Raw genomic sequence first — 25,511 nt, forward strand, 5'->3', positions numbered from 1 at the left:
AGCGGAACCGGAAAAGAACTGATTGCTCAGTCTCTCCACAACGCATCCTACCGCAACAAATTTCCTTTTGTTGCCATAAACTGTGCAGCACTTCCTGACAATCTGCTGGAAAGCGAACTGTTCGGCTACGAAGGAGGCGCTTTTACCGGCGCACAGGCTAAGGGGAAAATCGGTCTCTTTGAACAGGCAAACCACGGCACTATTTTTCTCGATGAGATAGGGGATATTTCCCCAAAGCTGCAGTCAAGACTACTCAGAACCATTCAGGAAAGACAGGTTATGCGAGTTGGCAGCGACAGACTCATTGATGTCGACATTCGCCTGATTACTGCAACCAATCGAGATTTGGAAGCAGCTGTCAGAGAGGGAAGTTTCCGAAGCGATTTATTTTACAGACTCAACGTGCTGCCCATCATCATACCGCCGCTGCGAAAGAGAAAAGAAGATATTCTGCCGTTGCTGCAGCATTTCCTTGGCACGACTTTTAAGAATATCCCTCCCGCACAGCTGCGTCAATTGACTGACTACAACTGGCCCGGTAATATCAGAGAACTTGAAAATATAGCGACCTATTATCAGACGCTTTCTGCTTTACCTCCTCAGATTACAGAACAAAACAGCACGACCACTGTCCGACTTTCAAATGCCAGCCTCAATCTCGCTATTTTAAAGGAAATCCGAGACCACACGCAGCTCTCTCACGGCATTGGCAGAGTTGCACTGATTCAAAGTCTGAGCCAGCGAAACATAAAAATCAGCGATTTTAGATTGCGCAGCGAATTGGCTGCACTTCAGGAAAAGGGGTATATCGAAGTCGGAAAAGGTCGTCTTGGTACAAAAATTACCGAAACCGGTCTTGACTTTCTTGCTCATTCCAATGACGCCATGTAGCTTTGTCCACGTATAAATATTTAAATAGAAACCATTAAATTTACGAAAGGGAACTCAACTATGACCAACGTAGAAAAAAAACTTTACGCAGTCCTTTTGATTGCACTCTTTACTGCTTTTGCGCTCCTCTCAGGCAGCCAACACGCCTTTGCTAGCGAAATTACCGGCGAAGACGTCATCAAAAATTCCAAAGCGGGCATTTTGTACGAAGCAACGACAGGAACTGTTGTCTGTGAGAAAAATGCAGATATGCAGCTCCCACCCGCCAGCATGACTAAAGTTATGACCGCCATTTTGGTTCTGGAACAAAACCCTAATCTCGAAGGCGAGCTTACAGTAAACAAAAACGCCGTCAGACACTACTACTGCAGTTACATGGAACCGCAGAGGCACCTCCTCGCCGGCGAAGTCATCTCTTACGAGGAGTGCATGAAATACCTGCTGATTCCATCAGGAAACGAAGCCGCTACCGCCTTCGCCTTCGAACTGTGCGATACTTTCTCCGAATTCGTCGACATGATGAACGCAAAAGCAAAAGAAATCGGCTGCAAAAATACCAATTTCAAAGATCCTGTCGGGCTATCTTCCAGCGATCATTACACCACGCCGCGCGACATGGTAAAAATCTGCGAATACGCAATGCAGTTTGATAAATTCCGCGAAATCGTCGCTATGGAAGACGGTGCAGTTCCTGCTTCCAACGTGAGAGAAAAAGGCTTTGACTACTACACTACCAACTACGTAAAGTATCCCGACGACCGTTACGAAAGCCCTTATTCTCAGTACGTAACAGGTATCAAAACTGGCTATACCCCTGCTGCCGGCTGGTGTCTGTCCAGCTGTATGGAAAAAGACGGTCTGGTGTGGTATACCGTTGTCATGGGTGGGGATGAACTGGATAACGGCGATGGACGAATCCTGCAGGGTGACTTCATTGACACAATTGCTCTTTACGAACAGACCGAAGGACTAACTGCCGATGATTTAAAAAAGCCCATCAGTCCGCTTCTCATCGGAGGTATCGCTGTTGCCGCAATCGCCATCATCATTTTAGTATTCTTCGCTATGAAGAAGAAAAAGACCAGCTAAACAGCTAGTCCTTAAAAAACCCTTCGACTAAATCTTGCAAAGTAATATGGAAGAAAAAATCATATACCATATCGTCAAAGCGCTGCCACATCGGCAGCGTTTTGCATTTGCTCCTTTGCGGGCAGCTTTCCGCTCCTTTCTGCAAACACGCTACAGTTGCCAGCGTTCCTTCCGCCAGTTCTAAAATCTCTCCAACGGTGTATTCCTGCGGTCTGCGGGTCAGCTTATAGCCGCCGCCCTTGCCGCGAGCACCGACAAGGAGTTTTTCCTTGACCAACACCTTCAAAATAATTTCAAGGTACTTTTTGGAAATTCCCTGCCGCATGGCAATTTCGTCCAGTGGTATAAATTTATCCGTATTCTGCTCTGCAAGGTCAATCATTACCCGCAGTGCATATCTGCCTTTCGTAGAAATCATAGTGCGCCTCCTTTTGGGTTAAACCTATTATACTACAAGTTTTTAGGTTTTTTCAAGGGCGCCAGTCTGTTTTCTACGGCAAATCCATAAAAAATTTCTAACAAATAGGTGACATAGAGAAACATTGACAAATCCTCGAATTTTTTGTATTTTTGTCAACAAGCACGAAGAAAACAGAGGGTTTTCCGGTCATTTTAAGGCACTAAATTGACAAAAACCCGCAGATGAGCATAATTTGTCAATATCGACAGCTGTAAAAGAAAACTTGAGCAGACGCCGGATTTTTCCTATTTACCTATTGACAAAATAGGTTTATGGTTGTATGATATTCCCATAAAACAAACAGAAAGGGGTTTTAACATGACAAAGATATACACTTCCGCCGACCAACTCATCGGCGGCACACCGCTTTTAGAGCTTAAGAATATTGAAAGTGCACTGAATTTAAAAGCAAAAGTCCTGGTAAAACTGGAGTATTTCAACCCTGCCGGTTCAGTCAAGGACCGCATTGCCAAAGCCATGATTGATGACGCTGAACGGTCCGGAAAACTGCATCCAAATTCAGTCATTATTGAACCTACCTCTGGCAATACCGGTATCGGGCTTGCAGCTGTTGCTGCCGCAAGAGGTTACCGCATTATCATTGTAATGCCAGAAACTATGTCCATTGAACGCAGGCAGCTCATGCAGGCTTATGGCGCAGAGCTGGTGCTGACAGAAGGCGCAAAAGGCATGAAAGGCGCTATCGCAAAAGCGAAAGAGCTTGCAGAAACTATTCCAAATAGTTTCATTGCCGGTCAGTTCGTGAATCCTGCTAATCCAAAGATTCATCATGAAACTACCGGACCCGAAATTTTTGAAGACACCGATGGACAGGTTGATATCTTCGTAGCAGGAGTCGGCACCGGCGGCACCATTACCGGAGCCGGTCAATATTTGAAAGAGCAGAATCCCGCCATCAATGTGGTCGCTGTTGAACCTGTTTCTTCAGCAGTTTTATCCACCGGCGCTGCCGGCTCCCATAAAATTCAAGGAATCGGCGCCGGCTTTGTTCCGGAGGTACTGGACACCCAAGTCTATGATGAAATCATTACCGTATCAGACGATAACGCCTTTCACGCAGGTCGCCTTATCGCAAGCAGAGAAGGAATCCTGGTTGGCATTTCCTCCGGTGCTGCCCTTCATGCTGCTGTAACCCTTGCAAAACGTCCGGAAAACGAGGGAAAGACTATCGTCGCCATTCTTCCAGATACGGGCGACAGGTATCTGTCCACGCCTCTCTTTGCAAAATAATCATGTTAAAGTGCGCAATGTGCATCATTGATTCAAAAAATTCAAATGCACCATTAGCTCATTTTCGCTTAAAATGGTGCATTTTTATCTCGTTTTTTCACTGTACCTCTTCAACAGGAAAGCTCAAAGTCGCTTTGAACTGGTCACAGTCGATGTTAATGTCAAGAGCCCCTCCAAGCGCACCTGCATAGGTGCTGACAATAGCAAGTCCCAGTCCGTTCCCCTCGCTGGAACGAGCTTTATCACCGCGGGCAAACCGCTCCACAATATCCTCCGCATTGAAGTCCATAAAGTAGCCCGCAGTATTGGTAATTTCCAGGCAAAGTCTTCTCTCTGTAGCCCTGTCTGCAAAATAGGTTCGTACAAAAACTCTCGTTCCTTTTGCGGAATATTTCAGTGCATTCTCAATCAAATTTTGGCAGATACGGTACATGTGCAAATTGTCCGTCGTCAGGTGTGTGTCTTCCTCAGTCATGGAAGTAACAAAGTACAGCCCGCTCTCCTGAATTTGACTGTCCATATCAGCAAAAATCTGCTTAATTAGCATGTTGATTTCCACCGGCTCTAGGTTAATCTGGATATTGCCACTGCTGGCTTTCGCCAAAGAGAAGAGACTTTCTATCATTTCCTTCAGTTTTTGCGCTTTGTCAGAAATTACGTCCACGTAATCCCTCGCAACTTCATCCAGTTCTTCTTTTTTCAAAAGTTCCAAATATCCCACCATAGAAGTCAGCGGCGTTTTTAAATCGTGAGATACATTGGAGATCAAATCTACCTTCAGCTGCTCGCTCTTCGCCTCTTTTTCCAGACTCTTACGCTCCAGTTCGATGGCCTCCAAAAGCCTTGCCTTGTTGATATCAGTTACCTTTTCCATCATCATATCAAGGCGCCCTCGCATAAATTTTTCCACGTGAACCTTACACAGCATATAGAGCAAAATGACCGTCCCAATCAGATAGTATCTAGTCGCCAGATTCGCGTAATAATAATAGTAATACGATGTCATCTGCTGAAAGCGATAAAACAGCAGCGCAACTATAAGGAGTACAACAAATATGATCAGAAGAATTTTTTGCTGCTGCCTTTGCTTCTGTTTCCATTCCTGATAAAAGTCACCGTTTTGCGGAATCCAGCTCCGATAAATGCGCGAAAGCGCCTCAGGAATTAACAGCGCCATCGCACCTGCCATGGGAAAATACCCCACAATTCCGATTGTCCAAACCTCCTTAGTTGTCAGACGCCCCAGATAGTGCAGTATGAGCACTGCCGTGAAGATACCGATAATTGCCAGGACGATTCCAAAAAAAAGCTTACGATTTTCTTTCAATACTCCCTTTACTTTTTTAATTGAACTTTTCCATTTTGTATCCAATTCCCCACACCACCTTTATGTATCTTGGATTTTTCGTATCAATTTCAATTTTTTCCCGGATATGTCTGATGTGTACCATGACGGTGTTTTCCACAGCAAAGGTCGCCTCTTCACCCCAAACGTTTTCATAGATTTGTTCGGCAGGAAAAACTCTTCCGGCGTTTTCCATCAGCAGTTTGAGGATTTTGTACTCCGTCGCCGTCAGCTTAACCTCCTCGCCCTCCACGATGACGTTCTTCTGGCGTCTGTCCAAAACCAGCCCGCCGTTGACAACTTTATCCTCGTCAGATTTAGGACTGCCGCCGCCCCACATGTGGTAACGGCGCAGCTGTGCCTTTACACGGGCAATGAGTTCTGCCGCATTATACGGCTTGCTGATATAATCATCTGCTCCCAGAATCAAGCCGGACACCTTATCGCTTTCTTCCGTCTTCGCTGACAAAATGATACAGGGAATCTTATGATTCTCCCTGATTTTCATCAGCGCAGAAAGTCCGTTCAGCCGCGGCATCATGACATCCAGCAGAATCAGATCCACCGGATTTTTTTCAAGAACCTCTAACGCTTCCATTCCATCATAGGCTGTAAGAATGAAATATCCCTCCAATTTCAAAAGCTTCCCCAGAGAGTCAACAATTTCCCTGTTATCATCTACAATTAAAATGGTCTCTGCATCCATGTCAGTTTAACCTCCTCCATATCCTGTCATTACTTTACAAAATTCCCTTTATAAAAAACATAATGAAATTCTTAAAAAAACCTTAATTCTCCGGATCATCTCGCAGCATACGGCGCATTTCCCGCAAAAATAATGTAACTGTCGCCGCTACGGCGATTGCATCCGCCACCGGTTCTGCCAAAAATACGGCAAAAACTTTGTCCATAAAGAATACCGGCAGCAGGAAAATCAGCGGAATCAATACGATAATCTTTCTAAAAATCGCCAAAAATGCACTAATTTTCGCATTGCCAAAAGCAATAAACGACTGCTGGCAGGAAATCTGCAATCCCATTAAAAGAGAGGTCGCCATATAAATGCGCAGCGCCCATGTTGTAAATTCTACCAGCTGCGGATCATCGGTGAATATTCCCGCAAAGACAGAAGGCACCAGTTCCGCCAAAAGCCAAATTATTGCCGCATATACAAAGCAGCTGACCGTCTGCAGTTTAACCGCCTGCTTCAGTCTGGTCATATTTTTTGCGCCAAAGCTGTAACTGATAATCGGCTGGCCGCCCTGCGTCAACCCCTGCATAGGCAGCATAGAAAACTGCATAACGCTGGATAGAATCGTCATAGAGCCAACGGCTATATCGCCTCCATATTTCAGCAGCGACGTATTGAAACACAAGGTCAGAAGGCTTTCTGTAGACATCATCACAAAAGGCGCAATGCCAAGTGCGACACACGGCAGCAAAATTGATTTTTCCGGCTTCAAATATTCTCTCTTTAGACGCAGCACCGTCTTTCTCCCCCGCAAAAATCGATATGCCCACAGGGCGCTGATAGCCTGGGATATTACCGTTGCAGTTGCTGCGCCCCGCACGCCCATATGCAGTCCGAAGATGAAAATCGGATCCAATACAATATTCGTTACAGCGCCGATGACAACGGTCATCATGCTAATCTTCGCAAAGCCCTGTGCCGAAATAAAGGCATTAAGGCCTAACGTCGCCTGTACAAAGATTGTGCCCATGGCATAAATAGTCATGTACTGCTGGGCGTAGTCTATGGTGTTCTCACTAGCACCAAAAAGAAACAAAAGCGGCTCTTTAAACACCAGCACCACTGCGGTCAGCCCCGCCGCAGTCATCAAAAGGGCAGAAAAGCAGTTTCCCAAAATTTTCTCCGCTGTGGTATTATCCTGTTTTCCCATAAAAATGCTGGCGCGGGGCGCACCGCCCATGCCCATCAAATAGGCAAAAGCCGATATAATCATGATAATCGGAAAACAAATCCCCACACCTGTCAGCGCTGCTGCACCTTCTCCCGGAATATGCCCGATATACATTCTGTCCACCATGTTATACAGCGCATTGACTACCTGCGATGTAATGGCAGGAACAGCCAGCACAAACAGCAGACGCCCTACAGACGTCTGCCCTAAATCCACTTCATTAGCCTGTTTAAGCCTCATTACCGTTATACTCTCCTTTGCAAAGCAGACCTCCGACCAGCACGAAGTAGTCTGGCACTTTCCCCTCTTCAATCCACTGCAGATTGATTCCCAGCAGCTTGCTTGCAGTCAGTCCTACATTGCCGCCAAGGGATTCCACTGAATAGCGCATTTTTTCCGGAAAGCGACACGGCTGTCCAAGGGGTTTGCTGCAGTTATCCTCACCGCAAATATGACAGCTTCCTGCACTTAGGGATCTGCTGCCCGGCTGCCTTTCTTCTGCTGCGAAAAGTTCTGCTGTTAACGCCTTCTTCACCTCAGTCATCAGATTCTCCCAGTCATCTTTTTCCTCCTCTGCAAGAATCATTTTCTTTCCAACGACATGCAAGGTGTCAAATTGTTTCCAGTAGTCTTCTACCGGGTCAAAGTCATAGGATGGGCAAGACCATTTTCTGTCATAATTTCCGCAGACTTTACAGCATTCTAAAAATTCCTCCACATTGACGTAGCCTTCGATATAAGTCGGCATGTCAATTGTCTTTTCAAATGTTTCAATTTTCATAGTTCCAGTTTACCATAAAATGATTTTGTGGTAAACTGGTTATATACCATTCTTCTGGAGGTTGCACATGGCATTTGGATTATTTAAGAAAAAACATACCGCAGATATTATCTATATGAACGGACACGTCTATACCCAGGACCCCGCGTTTCCGTGGGCAAGCGCTGTTGCCTGCAAAGACGGCAAAGTCCTCGCCGTAGGCGATTTTGAGGGGATGGACGAAATTGTATCTTCCGACACCCAGGTCATTGACTTAAAAGAGCAGTACTTGTTCCCGGGTTTCATGGAGGTACACAATACGGATATCCTGAAAGCTTTTGAGGACATGTATCTGGAAATCGACCCGGTATGGGATCTGGACACTGTTTTAGAGGAAGTCGCCGCTTATGCTGAAAATACGGATCGCGATATCATCTTTGCATACGGCTACAACGAAAACATTCTCGCTGACTATGAAGAAGCTGAGGAAGTGCAGGGACTTTTGGACGAGATTACGCAGGACAAGCCGGTGCTGCTTCTTGGAACCAGTGGTGTGCACTGCTGGTTCAACTCTCTGGCAATGGATATGGTCAGCGAATCTGCGGAGGAAGACGGCATGCAGTACATTTCTGCAGACTATGTGCTAAGCGTGCTGAGTCCTCTCGATTTTGAAGAGGTGGAGGCTGCGGTGATTGCGTCCTCTGGCGCACTCTGCGACAGAGGCATTACTTCAATCTTTCCGCTCAATACCCCAGACTATTTCCAGCACCTTTATCGGGACTGTCTGGTTGCCCTCATCGGTGAGAGTATACCTGTCAAACAGCGGCTGTTTTCCAGTCTCTACATCAACCGCCCTATTGCACCGGAACTGATTTTACACAAGCTGACCGCCGGAAAAACCGCATGCATTGAGCTGGACAACCTGATTACCTATGACTTCCTGAAGCTGGAAGTCTGCGACGACGAAAATCTCGCCTTTTTCTCAGAGGATGCGCTGAAGACCATCTGTCAGGCAGTCTGCGACAAAGGCTACAATATTCACTTGGACGCACTGGATCAGACTTCTATAGAAAAAGCCCGTGCTGCCTTTGTTTTCCTGCGCTCAAAGGGCTGCAAGCATAACACCCTGGTGCTGGCGGCGGACAATGCGGTTTCTAATTCTGAAGTAAATTCTACAGAGGAAGGATTCCTGACTACCTGGTCTACGGACTGCCTGAATCAGTCTGTTTATTCCCATGTAGGAAGTGTTTCTGAAGCAGTCGACATGCTGACTGTCGGCGCTGCCGAGCTTTTGGGCTGCGGCAAAGAGTACGGCAGTATCGAGCAAGGAAAACGTGCTGACTTCACTGTCTTTTCAGAAAATCCATTTGAAAAAAGTGTGCAGTACTTTTCTTCCATGCATGCTTCTATGACAATTGTCGACAGCCAAGTGGTCTACGATCTGGAAACTGCCTGCGATAACGAAATGTATGACCTTCTAGTCACAATGCGCTTATAAATTTAGGAGTTTTGTGGTAGAATATAGATAATAACACTAAATCCATAGGGCAATCCCAAAGGAGACTTCATGAACAAGAGTAAATTTATCTGTTTGACCCTGTGTCTGACTTTGTTTGCTGCTGTCTTATGCACAACCAGCTGCGAAAATAAAGGCGACACTGCAGAAATTATCCATCCGATTACAATCACCATCAGCATTGACTATCCAAAAAAATCGGAACTCCCTGACGTCGAAACCACTGCTTTTAAAATCGAAGAAAATTCCTCTGTGTTGGAGGCAATTCAGATTTACTGCAACGTCAACGACATGTCAGTTAATGTAGAAACTACCGATGGAACAATCGTAGGCATTAATGACCTAAACAATGGGGATTTTCATCCGAACAGAATCTGGCAGTACAAAGTCAACGGACAGCTGTGCGCCGATTCTGCCGGCGACTATGTCCTGCAGGACGGCGATGTGCTGGAATGGGTTTATAAGAAAATAGATTGATGTAGATTAATGCAAATTAACAGCCGGAGCTAAATGCTCCGGCCGTTTCTTTCCTTTCACTCAGTCTCCACGTCTCTCCTACACTGCAAGACTGTAGAATCTGTCTCTATGCATATTTTGAAGAATTATGTCGATAATATGCACAACCGTATGCATATTTTTAAAGAAAATGCCTTTAATATGCATATTTGTCTTATAAAAACCGAAAAAGCTGCCGAAAGAACAGTAAAATTTTCATCCAGCAGCTTATTTGTACATATTTTGAGGATTTTTTCAAAAAATATGTAGAGTATCGTGCATATTTCGGAGATTTTTCTCGAAAATATGCAATTTGTAATTCTTCACTTTATATTGCACAAAGGCTGTTTTATCAGCGCTATTGTAACCTGCTCTCAGTCTCTCAAACACCCAACAGGTACCACATATACACCGTCTTTTCTCTGATATGCAAACTCCCCCCTCGTAAGAACCATCAAAAAAGTTGGTTCTTCAAGTTTACTTCCTTTTCCACTCTGGTTATATCTCTGAACCAGCGCCTTTAACTCCAAGAGATGTGCCGCTAAAATTCTTGTAAGATATTGATTTTTCATGCTTTCGCCTCAATTCAAGTCTGCTCTAATGTCTCTCCAAGGCGGTGGAAAATACCACCTGGGTTTCGGTCTTCCCGAAAACCTGCAGTTTGCCAAGGAACTCGTCCAAAAGGCTGGTGGAGGAAAACACTACCTTCAAAATCATAGAATAGGGACCTGTGATGTGGTTGCATTCCAACACGCTCTTTTCTGACTTGACAAAATCATAGAATTTCGGGCAGTCCTCCGGCTCCACAGTAATCATGATAAACGCCTTGATTCCGTAGCCCAGTTTCTCCAAATCCAAATTGGCGTGATATCCTTTAATATATCCGTCCTTTTCCAATTTATCAATTCGGGCAGAAACCGCCGGCGTTGTCAGATATACCAGAGCTGACAGTTCCTTCATCGGCGTGCGTGCATTTTTTCTAAGCTGATTTAAAATCTTGATATCGATATCGTCTAAGTTTCTCATAAAACCCTGCCTTCGTCAAATTTCAATACTAACTATACCACAACTCCACAAAAAACAGAACCCAAAAGTTAAAAAACTTTTTAGGTTCTGCTTTTTGATTATTAGGAACTATTATTATGCTTTGGTGATTGCTTCTTTAATTTTTGCAGGCATTACTCTGCATTCGTCTTCTGTGTTGGAAGCCACGGAAACACGAATTCCTCTGCCCATTGGAATACAGAAAATATCCATTTCCTGCAGCAGTTCTCCTGCTGCCTCCGGTTTCTCACAAGGAATTGTGATGAAAAATCCACTGTCATACGGGCAGGCAGTCAGACCTGCTTTTTCTGCCTCTTCCATAAAAATGGCGCCGCGTCTTCTGAGAATCTGCAGATAATGTTCTCTTTCTTCAGTCACCTTCGCCATCAACGCTGGGTCTTCCACGATATTTGCCAGCACCTTCATAGCAGCTCTGTTGCCGTTAGACCAGGATGCTCTGCATTCCACGCTCATCACATCCACAAATTCCTTTGCAACTTCAGCAGTCTGCGCCATGCAAAGGAGCGCGCCGCAGCGCATGCCGTACATTGTATAGCCTTTGGAAGCACTGAATGCAATCAGCGGCAGAATGTGCGCAGGAAGACCTGCCAGTTTCTTTAAGAAAAATCTATATTCTACTGCGTCACCGGAGAAATCCAGATATGCGATATCAACAAGGAGTGCAATCTTCTTACCTTTACCTTCATACGTATCAAGCACAGCCAGCACCTGATTCCAGTCTTCCTCCGTGAAAGTATAGCCAGTTGGGTTGTGCGCTGGTGTATTGATGATAATCAGCGTTTCATCCTGCTCTGCTAAAATAGCGGCAAGTTCTGTCTCAAAAGACTTGCTGTCAAATTTCAGTTTTTCATTGAAAAGACGATAAGTAGAAACGCTGCGGCCGATTTCTGATGCTATCAGATTATATGGATTCCAGTGCCAATCACTGACCAAAATTTTATCTCCGAAAGCTGTATATGCGGAAATGGCATTTCTGATGGAACCGGTACCGCCCGGCGTATAACAGCTTTCTACGAATACCCCCTCCGGCATATCGTCTAGGAAAACAGCCTTTTTTACTGCTTCTCTATATTCAGGCAATCCCAGAATCGGTGCGTAAGCTGCATAGTCTTCCGGCTGCAGACTGCGGATACATTCCATAACCGACTCCAGCACAACCAACTTTCCTTCATCGTTAAGCAGTACACCGATGGTGGAATCGATTACGTTCTCTTTTCCTTTTTCTGCAATTCTTGCTTTTGCTTTGGAAGAAACTCCGAAAAGCTTATCTGGCGCTCCGATGGTTTTTCTTCCGTTTTGCTGTGCCATAATCATTTCGCACATACCTCCTAAAAATTTCTATCTTTATTATTTGCTTTCTATGTTATACCGGATAGGCTCTGTTTGTCAAATCATATTTATCCGGATCGATTTTATGCGCCTTTGCGTCTCTGTATTTGAAGTACTCCGTTGCCACCTTCGGAAACAGTGCGTAAGACAGTACATCTTCGTCCTGCGTTTTAAACACGGAAATTTCTTTTTCCAAAGTTTCCAGCTCTGGTTCCAGCAGATCCGCCGGACGGCAGGTAATCGGCTCAGCATCACCAATAGCCTTTTTCTGCACTTCCGGATTAAACGGCTTTACAGTCTTACCATATTCACCACGTAGGATTGCCTTCGTTTCCTGAGACATAATTTTATAGCGCTCGCCGGTCAGCACGTTGAGCACCGCCTGGGTTCCCACAATCTGTGAGGACGGCGTTACCAGCGGCGGTTCGCCGAGATCGGCACGCACCCTTGGAATTTCTTCCAGCACTTCATAAAATCTATCTTCTGCCCCCTGTTCCTTCAGCTGAGAAACCAGATTGGACAGCATGCCGCCCGGCACCTGATAAAGCAGCGTCTTTACATCAACTGTCAGCATTTTCGGATCAAGCAGTCCGCTGGCAATGGAACTGTCACGAAGAGGTCTGAAATAGTCTGCAATCTCTGCCAAAAGATTTTGATCAAGTCCTGTGTCGTAAGGTGTTCCTGCAAAAGTTGCCACCATAACCTCGGTTGCCGGCTGACTGGTTCCCATAGAGAATGGGGAAATTGCTGTATCAATCACATCGCAGCCAGCTTCTACACCTTTTACATAAGTAATCGGTGCAACGCCGCTAGTGCAGTGACTGTGCAGAGAGATGGGAACTTTCACCTGGGTTTTCAGTTCTCTTACCAGGCGGTCAGCCATATCCGGGGTTAAAATGCCTGCCATATCCTTGATGCAGATAGAATCTGCACCCAGGCTTTCCATATCTGAGGCGAGTTTTTTCCAATAATCTAGTGTGTACGCACTGCCAGTAGTGTAAGACATTGCAAGCTGCACATTGCCACCTTCTTTTTTTGCGGCACGCACAGCTGTCTCCACATTGCGCAAGTCGTTAAATGCGTCAAAAATTCGCAAAATATCAATGCCGTTTGCAATGGATTTCTGTACAAAGTATTCCACTACATCATCAGCATAATGTCTATATCCGAGGATATTCTGTCCGCGAAACAGCATCTGCAGTTTACTGTTTTTAAGTCTGCGACGCAGCGTTCTAAGGCGCTGCCACGGATCTTCGTTTAAGAACCGAAGAGAAGCATCGTAAGTCGCACCACCCCAGCATTCAATAGAGTGATATCCAACCTGATCCATCTTTTCCAGAATTGGAATCATATCCTCTGTTTTCATTCTTGTTGCTATGAGAGACTGATGTGCGTCTCTCAAAACGGTCTCGGTTATTTTTAACTTTTTATTATTCATGTTATTACTCCTTTATACGCCGAAGATTGCCATAAATACGCCTGCAGCAACAGCAGTGCCGATTACGCCTGCCACGTTAGGCCCCATAGCGTGCATCAGCAGGAAGTTGGTCGGATCTTCCTCTGCGCCGACTTTCTGGGATACGCGGGCTGCCATCGGCACAGCGGAAACTCCTGCGGAGCCGATGAGCGGGTTGATTTTACCGCCGGAAATCTTACACATCAGTTTTCCAAAGAGTACGCCAGCTGCTGTACCAAAGCAGAAGGCTGCAAGCCCTATGCCCACGATTTTCAGCGTGCTCCAGTTGAGGAAAGCCTCTGCGCTGGTGGTTGCTCCCACAGAAGTTCCAAGCAATATAACGACGATATACATCAGTGCATTGGACGCTGTGTCAGTCAGCTGTCTTACAACGCCGCTTTCTCTAAAGAGATTTCCCAGCATCAGCATACCTACGAGCGGCGTAGTGGACGGCAGAAGGCCGCACACTACGATGGTAACCACAATAGGAAAAAGAATTTTCTCTCTTTTGGAGACCGGACGAAGCTGTTCCATTTTAATGGAACGCTCTTCCTTTGTGGTCAAAGCTCGCATAATAGGAGGCTGGATGATCGGAACCAGTGACATATAGGAATATGCTGCTACGGCAATAGGCCCCATGATGTCAGTCTGGTGCAGTTTCATCGCTAAAAATATAGAAGTCGGGCCGTCGGCTCCGCCAATAATAGCGATTGCCGCTGCCGCCATATCGTTGAATCCGATAAGCATGGCGAGCATGTATGCGCCAAAGATTCCAAATTGTGCCGCCGCACCAAGCAGAAAACTCTTTGGGTTTGCAATCAGCGGCCCGAAGTCTGTCATTGCGCCAACGCCCAGGAAAATGAGTGATGGCAAAATCGTCCACTCATCTAGCAGATAAAAGTAGTGGAGCAGTCCTCCCTCTTCCATGATGGGAGGATAAATATTGACAAGCAGCATGCCGAAGGAAATCGGCAGCAGCAGAAGCGGTTCGTACTGCTTGGCAATCGCTAAGTATAAGAATCCACATGCAACCGCAAGCATTAGCAGATTGCCTATGGTCAAATCGAAAAAGGCAGTCTGATGGATTAAATTTCCTAAAGTTGTGATAATATATTCCATGTTTTTCCCCTAAGTTTATGCAATGGTTGCTACACTCTGTCCGGATTCTACGCTGTCTCCCTCTGCAGCGGTAATGGAGGTGAGCTGACCGTCTTTTGGCGCTACTACTGGAATTTCCATCTTCATCGCTTCCAGAATCAGAATAGTATCACCTTTTTTCAGGTTATCGCCCACTTTTGCAGAGATTTTCCATACCTTTCCTGCAGTTCCTGTAGTAACAGCTTCACCCTCACCTTCGGCAGCGGCTGTCTGCACAGGCGCAGCAGGTGCAGGCGCAGCAGCAGACGCTGCTGGCTGCGCGGCAGGTGCTCCCGCCCCCTTTTTCTCTACTTCTACCTCGTATGTCACTCCATTGACTTTAATGATATATGTTTCCATAGTTTTCCTCTCTTACTTTCCTCTTCTCTTTATAGATCGAACAATATATGCGCCATCGGCTTCATTCTCAAAAGATGCTCCGCCATTTTCTGCGGCTTTTGCTGCTGCAATAGCCGCCGTAATGACTGCAATTAAAGCGCCGTCATCTTTGCCGTCTGCAGCAGTTGCAGGACTGCTTGCTGCATCCGTCTTTGCCGCCTCTTCTTTCTGTTTCTTAGAGGCACCCGGCTGCGGTATGAACTTGAACAGGGAAATAATGCAGCTGATTAAAACCAGCATGACGAATACGGTGCCCATACCAAGCAGCGTATTCATTCCCGCTTTCGATAATATTTCTGTAATTGTCATTGACTGCCTCCCTAATACAAATTAGCAAAGGTCTCAAAAGCGCCAACCAGATATTTTCTGCTGTCCGCCGGGTCAATTACTTTATCGACATAATCATGTCTTGCCAGTGCTCTTGCCCCGCTATGGCTCTTCTCATAGTCAGCAATGCGCTGCTCTATCATCGTGGAATCTGCCTGTGGGTAAAGAATTTCAACGGCCTGTTTTGCATTAATCAGGTTTACTTTTGCGCCGTCCCACATAAATACATAGTCAGCACCCAGTCCTTTACTGTTCATGATACTGTAAGCGCTTCCGTAAATTTCTCCTGTAATCAGATTTACTTTCGGCGCCTTCGCCTTCGTCAGAGCCCTAATCATTCGACCGGCTGCCTTCGGCAGATAGATTTCCTGTTCCTCCGATGTGTCGAAGCCTTCTGTATCGGTTAAGGTCAAAATCGGGAAGGAGAATTTATCGCACAGTTCTATAAAAGTTGCCGCCTTATCAAAGCCTTCAGCACTGATTCTTCTCATACCTGACTTGGATTTCTGGTTTGCAATCGCACCGATTACTATACCGTCCAGCATGATAAATCCGGTTACCATATCCTCGCCGCAGTCTCTTCTGGTTTCAAAGAAAAAGCCGTTATCGGATATCTCCTTCAAAATCGCTCTGCCGTCACCACTCAGCCCAGCCAGATTCGGACAAAGTCTGTTCAAATCGTCGTTGCAAGGCTTCTGCCGCGGCTTTCTTTCTGTATTCGCCGGAATCAGCGTGTGTACCAGCGTCCGAATGGAGTCCTTTATTTCATCAAAGCTCATACTTGCGTCAGTGAAGTCCGCCTGGTCTACAATTTCGTCAAAACTGCGGTCGATGGAACTTGCCGAATTTACGAAAAGCTGTCCGTGTTCTTTTTCAACAAAGACGAAGTCCGCCATGTTTGCTGCGATGGACATGCCGCCGCCACACATACCGACTACCGCCATAATCTGAGGAATCAAATCTGAAGCCTGCGCCTGCAAAGCATAAAGTCTTGCAAATTTGTCCAGACTGTCAAGACCTTCTTCAATACGGAACCCATGACAGTCCAAAAGCCCAATAATCGGTGCTTTTGCTTTCATAGCAAGCTGATAGAGCCTGTTGATTTTCTGTCCATGCATTTCACCATAAGTGCCGCCCAGCACTTCCACATCCTGACTGAATATATAAACCAGCTGTCCGTCGATGGTGCCGTATCCTGTGATAACACCATCAGATGGTTTGTCCTGCGTATCCGGCGTATAAAAATCGGTCAGTCTTGCAGTAACCGCCTCTCCGATTTCCATAAAGCTGCCCGGATCCAAAATCTGACAAATCATTTTCTGTGCACCGGTAAATTCTTTTTTATTGCTCACGATTTTATTTCCCCATCTTTCTTTTGGAATTTTTTCTTTATTCTATATAGCAGGCACCCCAATTGCAATACTTCAAAAAAAGTACTTGATTTTTTAAGAATGCCGCTACTTTCAGTTAATTTTTTTAATTTTTCCAGAAGAATAATTTAAAATCCATATTCACCTCTCCATAGCTATGGTATAATGAACGCATGTAATTGAATCGGCGTTGCCGCAATGTCGCGTTCATTGAATCACGCCTTCCGATTCTACTTTCAGCGGTATCGGCATGGTATAATGAACGCATGTAATTGAATCGGCGTCGCCGCAATCAAAATGCAAAAGGAGTTACTATGGCTTTCAAAACGAATCCCCGTCTGCTATTAGTTGCAGACCACTTCTTCACATTACGCACTTTAGAGGAACAACTTCGGTCTTTTCTTCCAAAAGAAGTTTCTATCACCTTATACAATGTCTCCGCAGGAGATTCTACTGTCCTTAGCGGACAGTACTTTGGTGTTTTTTCCGGCGAAAAAGTTTACCAGCAATTTCTTGACAGTGGGCTTTCGGATTATCTGGAAGAAACTTTAGTCGGCAGCCGTACCATTACCAGCCACAAGCTGGACAAGATTCTTTTCCTGCCTCGCGATCGGGAAATCCTCGTCGTCATGGAATCCCGCACTTCCGCCGAGGAAGTCATCAGCGATTTGCAGAGAAGCGGCTTTAACTTTTATCAGTTCGTACCATACTCACCAGACTGCGATTTTTCCGCAAAAGCAAGGCCTATCGCGATTACTGCCGATGCCATGATTCACGTGCCTGCCGGCGTTGAAAACGTCTACAATATCGGCGCAAAAATTTTCGATTTTTCCACCATCATACAAATTATGGATTCCTATCATTTGCTGGAATCCAACCTGCAATCCTACGCAAAGCAGTATCTGGACGACCTCTTAATCTTTGCAAGACGAATCTCCGATGCTGCCAACGAAGCGGGCAAAACTTCCAAGGCAGTGCGCACCGCTCTTTGCGGACCTAATTGCTATGCAAAATATAAATTCCGAGACATTATTGGGCAAAGTCCTTGCATTTCCAAGGTGAAATCTACCGCCGAAAAAATTGCTGCCACAGATATGTCTGTTCTCATTGAGGGCGACAGCGGGACCGGAAAGTCTATCTTTGCAAGCGCAATTCACCACGCTTCCGCAAGACAAGGTGCACCTTTTGTTTCCATCAACTTTGCTGCGCTGTCTGACGCCCAAATCGAGACAGAACTTTTTGGCTGCGAAGAAGACGGCACAATCGGGCTTTTTCAGCTGGCAGAAGGCGGCAGCATTTTCCTCGATGAAATAGACGAAGCCTCCCTGAAAGTGCAAGCCCAGATTCTTCAAATCATGCAGACTGGCGAAATCATAAAAACCGGCGGCAAGCGTCACTTCCCCGTCGACGTCCGTATCATTGCCGCCACCAATTGCAACTTAGAAGAAATGACTGCAGAAAAAACTTTTCGTAAAGATTTGTTCTACCGCTTAAAAGAAGGCTATCTTTATCTACCGCCCCTTTCTCAGCATAAGGAAGATATTCCCCTTCTCGTTACCCACTGGATGAACACCCTGTTCTGCATCAACAAGGAAATCACGCCTCTTGCCATGGAGGCTCTGATGCAAAGGGAGTGGCAAGGCAATATTCGCGAGCTTTTTGCCACCATTAAATTTACTCTTGCGGTCTGCGAAAGCGATACCATCACGCCCGAGGATTTTCCCTATGATAGTGCCTCCACTGCTGAAAGCGGATTCCACTTTGCTTCTGCTGAAAAAACTGATGATATCTCTAAGCTTATTTTGTCTGCCATTCGGGAAATTAACCAAAGAAGCGAAATTGCCGGCAGAAGCCGAATTTACTGGTTTCTCCATGATGCCGGCTACGGCATATCCGAATACAAAATCCGCAAATATATTTCCATGCTAGCTGAGCAGGGGCTAATTTCTGCAACCCATGGAAAGTACGGCATGTCCCTGACCGACAAAGGGCTGATGATTTTAGAAAGCCGAAAATAGATTTAGTGTTGTCTTGGTGCCCGCTATGCATATTTCTTGAAAAAGCATCAAAAATATGCACACATTCCTGCATATTTTTCTAAAAAACTCAAAATTTACGCACAAAAAACGCTATCAGACAGGTTTCCAACCCGGACTGGCAGCATTGCCTGCCTGCCGTTTAAAATACCTTTCGGATTGCCACAACCAGTCCTGCACGACCATTTCCATCATCGTTTTGATAAATGCTTATTCGTTACGTTGATAATTATCAAGCATGCTGCTGTGAAATACGTTGTAACGATGGCGGGAAACTTCCATTTTTAATTTACCAATACGGGTGGTAATGTATTTTGGGGCGGATTCCGTTTCCATAATCAGTGCGTTCAGTACTTCTCATAGGTGCCGGCTTGTAATTTTTCAGCAGATTCTGCTTGAAGAAACTGGTTAAGTAAACATTCCATAAGTTCTCCAAAAGCTTCTTCTCTACTAAAAAAAAGACCTACAAAAACTCCTGATTTAGTGCAAAATTAAGTTGAGCCATATTGAACCTCCATTTAGTTATTCGTGTTTTGTTTTTTATATTTTAACCGAATGGTGAACACTTGTGGCTCTTTTTTATTTTTCTAATTTACACCAGTTTACAGACTTAATCCCTTTATTCTATCCCTTCTTTCCAAATTTACACAAATAAAAATCCGCCCCTTTCATCGCATATAACGCTAAAAAGGGGCAGATTACATGAATACCCTATATTTTTATCAATGCTTTTGATAGCTGATAAATGTACCTAGTCTGTCGTTTACAACCATTTTATGATCCACTGCTTTCTCTCCATTGATAAATACGTATTCGATGCCTTCCGGCAAAATATTCAAATCAGAAAAAGTAGCGCCGTCTTTGACGGTATCCGGATTAAATATTGTCAAATCTGCATCACAGCCGATTTCGATTCTCCCTTTATTATCCAGATTCAATCGCTTTGCCGGCTCTAAGGTCATCTTTCGAATAGCATCAATCATCGGCAGAACTTTGTCTTCTCTGACATACTTTCCGAGCACTCTCGGAAATGTGCCAGAAGCTCTTGGATGACCATTGCCGTTATTGATAATGCCGTCACTGCCCACCATTCCATTTTTATTGGCGATGGCGCCGGCAATTTCCTCTTCGTTCATGACAAATGCAACCGCAAGCATGTCAGGGTATTCTTCCCGGACTTTTTCAAAGGTCTCTTTATCACAGCGAACATCCTTGTAAGGATCGTCCGTTAGAAGTATGTCACTGTAATCCTTATGCCAGCCTTCAATGCAGCCGTCCTCAAAAACAGCAGATCCCATATGGGTAGAAAAGGCATTATACGGATAAGTATCATAATCCAGCCTCGGGTTCCTCTCCATTGCCTGGTTAATAGCATCCAATGATTCCTGCATCAACCCCATGGCGGAACAACTGGACAAATGAGAGATCTGGAATTTCATCGGAATCGCATCTGCAATTTTAATCATCTCGTAAATCGGTTCGATATCCCGCAGACAATCCTCCCTGTAGTGGGCAGATACCAGCAGGTTCGGATCATCGGTACAACCGATAGCATACAGAACTTCCTCGGTTGTAATGCCGGGATCGTATTCAATACCAAAAGAAATACCGTATGCGCCATGGCTTAGTTCTCTTCTAAGTAAGGTTCTGATCTGCTCTCTCTGCTCCTTTGTCGCAGCCTCATATCTTCCGACATTCAGCTGATAGCGGAAGGTATTATACCCTGCCAGCATAATATAATTAATCGGACACCCGCCCAGTCTATCGATAACTTCTTTAAAGTAAGCCAAGTCCTGCTTCTGCATACCGCAGTTACCGCCTACCGCCGTGGTGACTCCCATATTCAGCATCATCTGTGCAATGACATAGGTTTCCCCTTCTTGCTTAAAATCCTCCTCGTGCATATGAATATCTATAAAACCAGGAGAAACTACACTTCCAGAAGCATCGATGACATTGGCAGCTTCCGGACACGCAGATCCGATATAGGTAATCTTACCGTCAGCAACACCAATATTGCTTTTTCTCATCTCTCCGGTCGCAAAATCCGGATACTGTCCATTCTTTATCAGTAAGTCCAACATGCGCAAGCACCTCCTATGAATTTTTTTAGATTTAAAGTGTACGCCTTTATAACCTTTATACAACTTTTCTATCGTCATGCAATTGGTTTTATTTTCATCCAGTATTTTTTCAAGTTTACTGACCGCTGCGATGCTCCTGAATAGACAACACCAGGCAGATGACGATGTATATGCCTGCGAAGGGTATAGTCAATGTACAAAGAAGACCATACCAAGTCAAACTGTGTATCGCAAACATGTTGATGATCATAGTAATACCGGCAGATACAAAAAATGCCGCCTTGTTAAATCCTCTCTTAATTGCTGCAATAAAAGCGATTAGAGCCAGTGCCGGCGGCAAAAAGAACAATACATAGCCCATATTTACTTCTCCGCAAAATCCGCTTTCATAGCGTTCAGCTTTTCTTCATCACTGAAAATCTTTGCGATCTGCAGTGTGATAATTTTAGCTCCAACTACAAGACCCTGATGGGCTCGCTCACTTTTCATTGCCTCTGCAAATTCTCTGGTATGAATCGGAATATTTTCATCAACAATCTGCAGACAAGGATGGAAACCCGGGCAGGCAAAGCTGACATTTCCAGCATCGGAGGATCCGAAGATTTTATCGTGGTCTCCGTTTACTTCAATTCCCAGCTCATCATAGATTTCAGCCAGAGCCGCTGCGCCGGTAGGATTTGGTTTCATATTATCATAGATGGCTGCCGTAGGATATTTTTCCCAGGTTGTCTGGGTCGCAATAGCCGCCCCTGCAGCACAATCGTCTACCTTATCGATCAGCTTTTTCAGATAATGCTTATCCAGGGCACGAATATAAAATTCTGCTGTAACCTCTTCCGGAACAATATTCGGCGCTTCTCCTCCGTTTCTAATGATGCCGTGAAACTGCGCATCCGGTGTACTATGCTGACGCAGCATATCTACTGCGTGGAACATCAGCTGCGCTGCATTAAACGCATTTTGTCCCTCCCACGGTGCTGCTGAAGCGTGAGCTGCTTTGCCATGGAAACAGTACATGTAAGCTGCCAAGCCCTGTAATTTTGGTGTCAGCAGGCTGGTATTGTACAGATGTACCATAATTGCCATATCGTACCCATCAAAAACACCATCTTCTGCCATCTGACACTTAGCCCCGTCTGTTTCCTCCACAGGTGTGCCAATAATATGAATATCCGTGTCCAGCTCATCTTGCATCTCTTTCGTTGCCAGACCTGCAAGAATGCTAATCGAACCTGACAGGCAGTGTCCGCAGGCGTGTCCTATCTCAGGCAGAGCATCGTATTCAGTCAGAATTGCTACCTTATGCTTATGCTGGTTCTCCCCATAAATTCCCTTAAAAGCGGTATCACGCCCGGCGAAGGGATATTCCACCTGATAACCGTGAGATTGCAATAGTTTGACGATTTTCTTAGAAGTTTCATATTCCTCTCCGGAAACTTCAGGATTGTCAGCGATATTGTCATTCAGTGCGGTCAATTCTTCTCTATATTTTTCAATTTCAGAAAAAATTCTCTCTTTTAATTCACTGTAATTCATTTTATCTCCTCTTAGGAAAAAGGGCATATCATCCAATATGCCCTTTCTTCTGTAAACATTTTTTAAAATGGTCCTAACTGCATTGCCTGTGCAATGACGATAAAAATTGCACCTAACAGATATTCTAATCCAATTAAAGGTAGAATCCACTTAGCCCATTTGCTCCAAGGCACTTTTGCAATAGCCAGTCCAGCCATAAAATAGCCGGAGGTTGGTGTGAAGATATTAGAGATACCATCACCCATCTGGAATGCGAGGCAAGCAGTCTGTCTTGTTACGCCTACCAGATCACCCAAAGGAGCCATAATCGGCATAGAAACAGCAGCCTGTCCGGAACCTGAAGGAACAATGAAGTTGAGTAGGCACTGGAAAATGTACATTCCGACAGCAGATACCATCGAAGGCAGTTTGCTCAGTCCAGAAGCAGCAGCCTGCAGAATCGTATGTAAAATCTGTCCATCATTCATCACGACCAAAATACCTCTTGCAAAGCCTACAACCAGTGCGCCGGAAGCGATGTCAGCCATGCCTTTTCCCAGTACATTTGCATAGTTGTTGAATCCCATTCTTGCAATTGTCGCAACAATGAAAGACATGCACAGGAACAGCGCTGCAATCTCGTCCATATACCAACCATACTGAATGACACAGTAGACTAATATGATAATAGAAGCGACAAAAACAATCAAAATTGCTTTTTCCTTTCCGCCAAATTCCGGTAAGGAATCGAGATCTACAGATTCTTCTCTGGTTTTGTCAAATTCATGCATGTTGGAGAGCTGCGGATTCTTCTTAATCTTCAATGCATATCTCATAACGAATGTGACTGCCAGCAATACGAAGCAGATGTATAGAACTACTCTGAAACCCATAGCTGAAAGCGGCGGCAGGCCTGCGATACCCTGTGCAACCTGAATCGTAAACGGATTCATGAAGGCACCTGCAAATCCTGCACCGGCACCACACAGCACGATAGCCGCACCTGTGATAGAGTCAAATCCCATGGCAATACACAGTGATACGAAGATCGGAATAAACGGGATGGTCTCTTCTGCCATACCGAATACGGATCCGCAGATGGAGAACAGAACCATAATAATCGGGATGATTATAATAGACTTGTCCTTCAGCGCCTTAATCAATCTTCCCATGCCGGCTTCAATCGCTCTGGTTTCTTGTACTACAGCCATAGTTCCGCCAACAATAAAGATGAAGAAGATGATCTGCGCAGACTCCTGCATACCGCGAGGTACTGCGGTCAAGAACTGCAAAAAGCTCACTGGTGTCGAATCGACATTGTGAAAAGTCTCTGCATTGACAACTTCTCTTCCGTCTTCCAGTGTCATCATGTCATATGATCCTGCTGGTATAATATACGTAAGGATACTGCATAACAAAATAAGTGCTAGCAGCAGGATGTATACATGAGGCACCGCAAATTTCTTTTTCTTTTGTTCCATTAGTTTACCTCCTTATAAAATTTATATATATTATACCCCCTCCCGACATATTTTTGCAAGTGGTTTTTAAGGCATTAGGTATCCTTAATTAAAAACTAAAACTGCATGAGCGGTAATTTACCGTCCATGCAGTTTTCAAATAATCTATAACAACGTATTTATTTTATCCTATGAATATCAATTTCCTCGTAATCACAGCCCCAGTCGCTTCCGTACAAACCGCGATCTTCGTATTCCAGCTCTCCGCACTGATTGTCGCAAGGATCTTCTCTAGGGAATTTCTTCACTGGCACCATTTCCGCCTGGAAAGAATCATTAATCGGCACTCTAAACGGATCAACATTTCCAAAGAAATAATCCCAGCGCTTCATCTTGCCTTTTTTGTAGGCACTCCCGCCGTAGGACAGGTCTGCACCCAGCCAGCCTTTGGACGGCAGATAGAACAGCGCCCAGTCATGCTGGCCTAAACTACCCGGTTTCGTGTCAAGCCCGGACTGCCATCTTGCCGGTATGCCGCAAATTCTGCAAAGCGTAATAAACAAAAGCGCCTGAATACCACAGTCACCGCGAAGATTCACTGCGCAGTATTCGCTAAGATTGTCGATTGCCGCATAATCTCTGACAAAGCGGTAGGTCACTTTGGTTGTCACATAATCATAAATGCGTCTTGCCGTTTTCAGCAGATCGCCCGAAGGATCTTTTAAACTCTCTGCCAGGCCTCTCAGATACGGTGTGAACTGAATGTGCGCCAGCTGCTCGCAGAGATACTGGGCTTCCTCTGCTGGAATGTCGCCTTTCTCCTCACCCAGTTTCTCAATGGCTCCCCAGGAAAGGTCTACAAAATGCGTCACATGATCCAAGCTATACTCCACAGAAAATACCTGACCGGCTTTCGCTTTTTCCTCAAAGTATGCAACGGGGTGACCGTCTTCCAGAGAAGGCATTGCCTTCGGCTGCGGTATTACGCTTATCACTTTCACATTTTTCATCTGCTGTCGTTCCACAGGAAGCGGCACGTGAATGCGCACAGGCTTTCCTTCTTCCAAGGCATCTTCATTAATCCAGACCTTCTGGCGAATATGAATATGCGCTGAAGTTTCCTGTCCATCCACTAAATTCTCAACGAGCTGGTCAACAGCCTCCACTTCCTCGGCTCTTGCCGCCTGCTTTTCATAAGCGTCGCCCTTTTCCCGAGCCTCACGCTCTTCCATTTCAGGATATACCTTAAAAAGCGTACTGCAGAAGCTTCTCAAGTAGCGCACTTCTCCATTCAAATAAATAAAATCCACTTTATTCTCAAGGCGCAGCTCATCAAGTTCCTCCGCAGTAAAAGATGGAATCCTCTCCTGCACCATTGCTAGCGCTTCCGCTTCCGTTCTGTTGTAACACTTTTCCAGATGTTCTAGATTGGTCAGTTCCAACTCCAGCCGGCAGCGCATATCATAAGTCAGTTCTCCCGCCAAACGTCTTGCAATAATTTCTCTCACGCGATCAAAATGACCGCTCCACTTCTCTTTTAAAATATCCTCCGGCAAAGCTACTGCCAGATACTTCAGATCCTCGTGTTTCATTTCGTACTCAAA

The 25,511-nt window shown here is 45.2% G+C and carries 24 protein-coding genes; 6 read left to right on the forward strand and 18 right to left on the reverse strand.

All coding sequences use genetic code 11. The features are described from left to right. Both NFR88_RS04820 and NFR88_RS04825 read left to right on the forward strand, forming a co-directional pair. Positions 1-891: sigma 54-interacting transcriptional regulator (locus NFR88_RS04820; RefSeq protein ID WP_251613914.1), on the forward strand; the 891-nt coding region annotated here is incomplete at its 5' end. 60 nt (positions 892-951) lie between these two features. Then, positions 952-1,980, forward strand: coding sequence for a D-alanyl-D-alanine carboxypeptidase family protein (locus NFR88_RS04825; protein ID WP_251613916.1), 1,029 nt, complete (start codon positions 952-954; stop codon positions 1,978-1,980). 4 nt (positions 1,981-1,984) lie between these two features. On the opposite strand, the gene NFR88_RS04830 is transcribed toward NFR88_RS04825, so the two are convergent. Then, complete coding sequence (locus NFR88_RS04830; RefSeq protein WP_160200907.1) at positions 1,985-2,398, reverse strand: RrF2 family transcriptional regulator; 414 nt, start codon at positions 2,396-2,398, stop codon at positions 1,985-1,987. Positions 2,399-2,758: 360 nt separating this feature from the next. Between NFR88_RS04830 and cysK the strand changes: the two genes are divergently transcribed. After that, positions 2,759-3,691, forward strand: coding sequence for a cysteine synthase A (cysK, locus tag NFR88_RS04835; RefSeq protein ID WP_251613919.1), 933 nt, complete (start codon positions 2,759-2,761; stop codon positions 3,689-3,691). 97 nt (positions 3,692-3,788) lie between these two features. Here the strand turns inward: cysK and NFR88_RS04840 are convergent, their stop codons facing one another. The 4 genes from NFR88_RS04840 to NFR88_RS04855 all read right to left on the reverse strand — a co-directional run bounded on the left by NFR88_RS04840 (position 3,789) and on the right by NFR88_RS04855 (position 7,739). After that, positions 3,789-5,018, reverse strand: coding sequence for a sensor histidine kinase (locus NFR88_RS04840; RefSeq protein WP_251613922.1), 1,230 nt, complete (start codon positions 5,016-5,018; stop codon positions 3,789-3,791). 16 nt (positions 5,019-5,034) lie between these two features. Continuing rightward, positions 5,035-5,742: a response regulator transcription factor gene (locus NFR88_RS04845; protein ID WP_160200909.1), complete on the reverse strand. Its 708-nt coding sequence runs from the start codon at positions 5,740-5,742 to the stop codon at positions 5,035-5,037. A gap of 82 nt (positions 5,743-5,824) precedes the next feature. Next, positions 5,825-7,198: an MATE family efflux transporter gene (locus tag NFR88_RS04850; protein WP_160200910.1), complete on the reverse strand. Its 1,374-nt coding sequence runs from the start codon at positions 7,196-7,198 to the stop codon at positions 5,825-5,827. Continuing rightward, complete coding sequence (locus tag NFR88_RS04855; protein ID WP_161909370.1) at positions 7,188-7,739, reverse strand: DUF2284 domain-containing protein; 552 nt, start codon at positions 7,737-7,739, stop codon at positions 7,188-7,190. Before NFR88_RS04855 ends, NFR88_RS04850 begins: the two co-directional genes overlap by 11 nt. Before the next feature lie 67 nt (positions 7,740-7,806). Between NFR88_RS04855 and NFR88_RS04860 the strand changes: the two genes are divergently transcribed. Next, positions 7,807-9,216 carry an amidohydrolase family protein gene (locus NFR88_RS04860; protein ID WP_161909369.1) on the forward strand — a complete coding sequence of 470 codons (1,410 nt, stop codon included), beginning with the start codon at positions 7,807-7,809 and terminating at the stop codon, positions 9,214-9,216. A gap of 69 nt (positions 9,217-9,285) precedes the next feature. Further along, positions 9,286-9,711, forward strand: coding sequence for a DUF4430 domain-containing protein (locus NFR88_RS04865; protein WP_251613925.1), 426 nt, complete (start codon positions 9,286-9,288; stop codon positions 9,709-9,711). Positions 9,712-10,103: 392 nt separating this feature from the next. On the opposite strand, the gene NFR88_RS04870 is transcribed toward NFR88_RS04865, so the two are convergent. The 8 genes from NFR88_RS04870 to NFR88_RS04905 form a co-directional block, all read right to left on the reverse strand. Next, positions 10,104-10,301: a hypothetical protein gene (locus NFR88_RS04870; RefSeq protein WP_160200914.1), complete on the reverse strand. Its 198-nt coding sequence runs from the start codon at positions 10,299-10,301 to the stop codon at positions 10,104-10,106. Positions 10,302-10,326: 25 nt separating this feature from the next. Continuing rightward, positions 10,327-10,755, reverse strand: coding sequence for an Lrp/AsnC family transcriptional regulator (locus NFR88_RS04875; RefSeq protein WP_160200915.1), 429 nt, complete (start codon positions 10,753-10,755; stop codon positions 10,327-10,329). Positions 10,756-10,869: 114 nt separating this feature from the next. Further along, complete coding sequence (locus NFR88_RS04880) at positions 10,870-12,108, reverse strand: pyridoxal phosphate-dependent aminotransferase (protein ID WP_160200916.1); 1,239 nt, start codon at positions 12,106-12,108, stop codon at positions 10,870-10,872. Positions 12,109-12,157: 49 nt separating this feature from the next. Then, on the reverse strand, positions 12,158-13,561 hold the full coding sequence (locus NFR88_RS04885; protein ID WP_160200917.1) for an oxaloacetate decarboxylase subunit alpha: 1,404 nt from the start codon (positions 13,559-13,561) through the stop codon (positions 12,158-12,160). A gap of 12 nt (positions 13,562-13,573) precedes the next feature. Beyond that, positions 13,574-14,698 (reverse strand): sodium ion-translocating decarboxylase subunit beta, encoded by a 1,125-nt coding sequence (locus NFR88_RS04890; protein ID WP_160200918.1) that lies wholly within the window; start codon positions 14,696-14,698, stop codon positions 13,574-13,576. 15 nt (positions 14,699-14,713) lie between these two features. Next, the gene (locus NFR88_RS04895; protein ID WP_160200919.1) at positions 14,714-15,076 is read right to left on the reverse strand and encodes a biotin/lipoyl-containing protein; all 363 of its coding nucleotides are present in this window, start codon (positions 15,074-15,076) and stop codon (positions 14,714-14,716) included. Between the two features lie 12 nt (positions 15,077-15,088). Further along, positions 15,089-15,424, reverse strand: coding sequence for an OadG family protein (locus NFR88_RS04900; RefSeq protein WP_160200920.1), 336 nt, complete (start codon positions 15,422-15,424; stop codon positions 15,089-15,091). A gap of 11 nt (positions 15,425-15,435) precedes the next feature. Next, positions 15,436-16,794 (reverse strand): carboxyl transferase domain-containing protein, encoded by a 1,359-nt coding sequence (locus NFR88_RS04905; protein ID WP_160200921.1) that lies wholly within the window; start codon positions 16,792-16,794, stop codon positions 15,436-15,438. Between the two features lie 332 nt (positions 16,795-17,126). Between NFR88_RS04905 and NFR88_RS04910 the strand changes: the two genes are divergently transcribed. Next, a complete protein-coding gene (locus tag NFR88_RS04910) occupies positions 17,127-18,830 on the forward strand; it encodes a sigma 54-interacting transcriptional regulator (protein WP_160200922.1) in 1,704 nt (567 codons plus the stop codon). A 740-nt stretch (positions 18,831-19,570) separates the two neighbouring features. On the opposite strand, the gene NFR88_RS04915 is transcribed toward NFR88_RS04910, so the two are convergent. From NFR88_RS04915 to NFR88_RS04935, 5 genes are all read right to left on the reverse strand, one after another. Beyond that, a complete protein-coding gene (locus NFR88_RS04915; RefSeq protein WP_251613928.1) occupies positions 19,571-20,932 on the reverse strand; it encodes an amidohydrolase family protein in 1,362 nt (453 codons plus the stop codon). A 115-nt stretch (positions 20,933-21,047) separates the two neighbouring features. Beyond that, on the reverse strand, positions 21,048-21,293 hold the full coding sequence (locus tag NFR88_RS04920; protein ID WP_160200924.1) for a hypothetical protein: 246 nt from the start codon (positions 21,291-21,293) through the stop codon (positions 21,048-21,050). Between the two features lie 2 nt (positions 21,294-21,295). After that, on the reverse strand, positions 21,296-22,468 hold the full coding sequence (locus tag NFR88_RS04925) for a M20 family metallopeptidase (protein ID WP_251613931.1): 1,173 nt from the start codon (positions 22,466-22,468) through the stop codon (positions 21,296-21,298). A gap of 62 nt (positions 22,469-22,530) precedes the next feature. Next, positions 22,531-23,928 (reverse strand): YfcC family protein, encoded by a 1,398-nt coding sequence (locus NFR88_RS04930; protein ID WP_160200926.1) that lies wholly within the window; start codon positions 23,926-23,928, stop codon positions 22,531-22,533. A gap of 158 nt (positions 23,929-24,086) precedes the next feature. Beyond that, a complete protein-coding gene (locus tag NFR88_RS04935; protein WP_251613934.1) occupies positions 24,087-25,499 on the reverse strand; it encodes a transglutaminase-like domain-containing protein in 1,413 nt (470 codons plus the stop codon). Positions 25,500-25,511 lie beyond the last annotated feature (12 nt).

This window comes from Senimuribacter intestinalis (genome assembly GCF_943192965.1).
Lineage (GTDB): Bacteria > Bacillota > Clostridia > Peptostreptococcales > Anaerovoracaceae > Senimuribacter > Senimuribacter intestinalis.

Excerpts from the sequence above, each read along its gene's own strand:
- NFR88_RS04850 (WP_160200910.1), bottom strand. The coding sequence starts at position 7,198 with ATGAGGCTTAAACAGGCTAATGAAGTGGATTTAGGGCAGACGTCTGTA.
- NFR88_RS04845 (WP_160200909.1), bottom strand. The coding sequence starts at position 5,742 with ATGGATGCAGAGACCATTTTAATTGTAGATGATAACAGGGAAATTGTT.
- NFR88_RS04880 (WP_160200916.1), bottom strand. The coding sequence starts at position 12,108 with ATGATTATGGCACAGCAAAACGGAAGAAAAACCATCGGAGCGCCAGAT.
- NFR88_RS04925 (WP_251613931.1), bottom strand. The coding sequence starts at position 22,468 with ATGAATTACAGTGAATTAAAAGAGAGAATTTTTTCTGAAATTGAAAAA.
- cysK (WP_251613919.1), top strand. The coding sequence starts at position 2,759 with ATGACAAAGATATACACTTCCGCCGACCAACTCATCGGCGGCACACCG.
- NFR88_RS04915 (WP_251613928.1), bottom strand. The coding sequence starts at position 20,932 with ATGTTGGACTTACTGATAAAGAATGGACAGTATCCGGATTTTGCGACC.
- NFR88_RS04875 (WP_160200915.1), bottom strand. The coding sequence starts at position 10,755 with ATGAGAAACTTAGACGATATCGATATCAAGATTTTAAATCAGCTTAGA.
- NFR88_RS04920 (WP_160200924.1), bottom strand. The coding sequence starts at position 21,293 with ATGGGCTATGTATTGTTCTTTTTGCCGCCGGCACTGGCTCTAATCGCT.
- NFR88_RS04890 (WP_160200918.1), bottom strand. The coding sequence starts at position 14,698 with ATGGAATATATTATCACAACTTTAGGAAATTTAATCCATCAGACTGCC.
- NFR88_RS04865 (WP_251613925.1), top strand. The coding sequence starts at position 9,286 with ATGAACAAGAGTAAATTTATCTGTTTGACCCTGTGTCTGACTTTGTTT.
- NFR88_RS04860 (WP_161909369.1), top strand. The coding sequence starts at position 7,807 with ATGGCATTTGGATTATTTAAGAAAAAACATACCGCAGATATTATCTAT.
- NFR88_RS04830 (WP_160200907.1), bottom strand. The coding sequence starts at position 2,398 with ATGATTTCTACGAAAGGCAGATATGCACTGCGGGTAATGATTGACCTT.
- NFR88_RS04885 (WP_160200917.1), bottom strand. The coding sequence starts at position 13,561 with ATGAATAATAAAAAGTTAAAAATAACCGAGACCGTTTTGAGAGACGCA.
- NFR88_RS04900 (WP_160200920.1), bottom strand. The coding sequence starts at position 15,424 with ATGACAATTACAGAAATATTATCGAAAGCGGGAATGAATACGCTGCTT.
- NFR88_RS04930 (WP_160200926.1), bottom strand. The coding sequence starts at position 23,928 with ATGGAACAAAAGAAAAAGAAATTTGCGGTGCCTCATGTATACATCCTG.
- NFR88_RS04855 (WP_161909370.1), bottom strand. The coding sequence starts at position 7,739 with ATGAAAATTGAAACATTTGAAAAGACAATTGACATGCCGACTTATATC.
- NFR88_RS04895 (WP_160200919.1), bottom strand. The coding sequence starts at position 15,076 with ATGGAAACATATATCATTAAAGTCAATGGAGTGACATACGAGGTAGAA.
- NFR88_RS04870 (WP_160200914.1), bottom strand. The coding sequence starts at position 10,301 with ATGAAAAATCAATATCTTACAAGAATTTTAGCGGCACATCTCTTGGAG.
- NFR88_RS04910 (WP_160200922.1), top strand. The coding sequence starts at position 17,127 with ATGGCTTTCAAAACGAATCCCCGTCTGCTATTAGTTGCAGACCACTTC.
- NFR88_RS04935 (WP_251613934.1), bottom strand. The coding sequence starts at position 25,499 with ATGAAACACGAGGATCTGAAGTATCTGGCAGTAGCTTTGCCGGAGGAT.
- NFR88_RS04825 (WP_251613916.1), top strand. The coding sequence starts at position 952 with ATGACCAACGTAGAAAAAAAACTTTACGCAGTCCTTTTGATTGCACTC.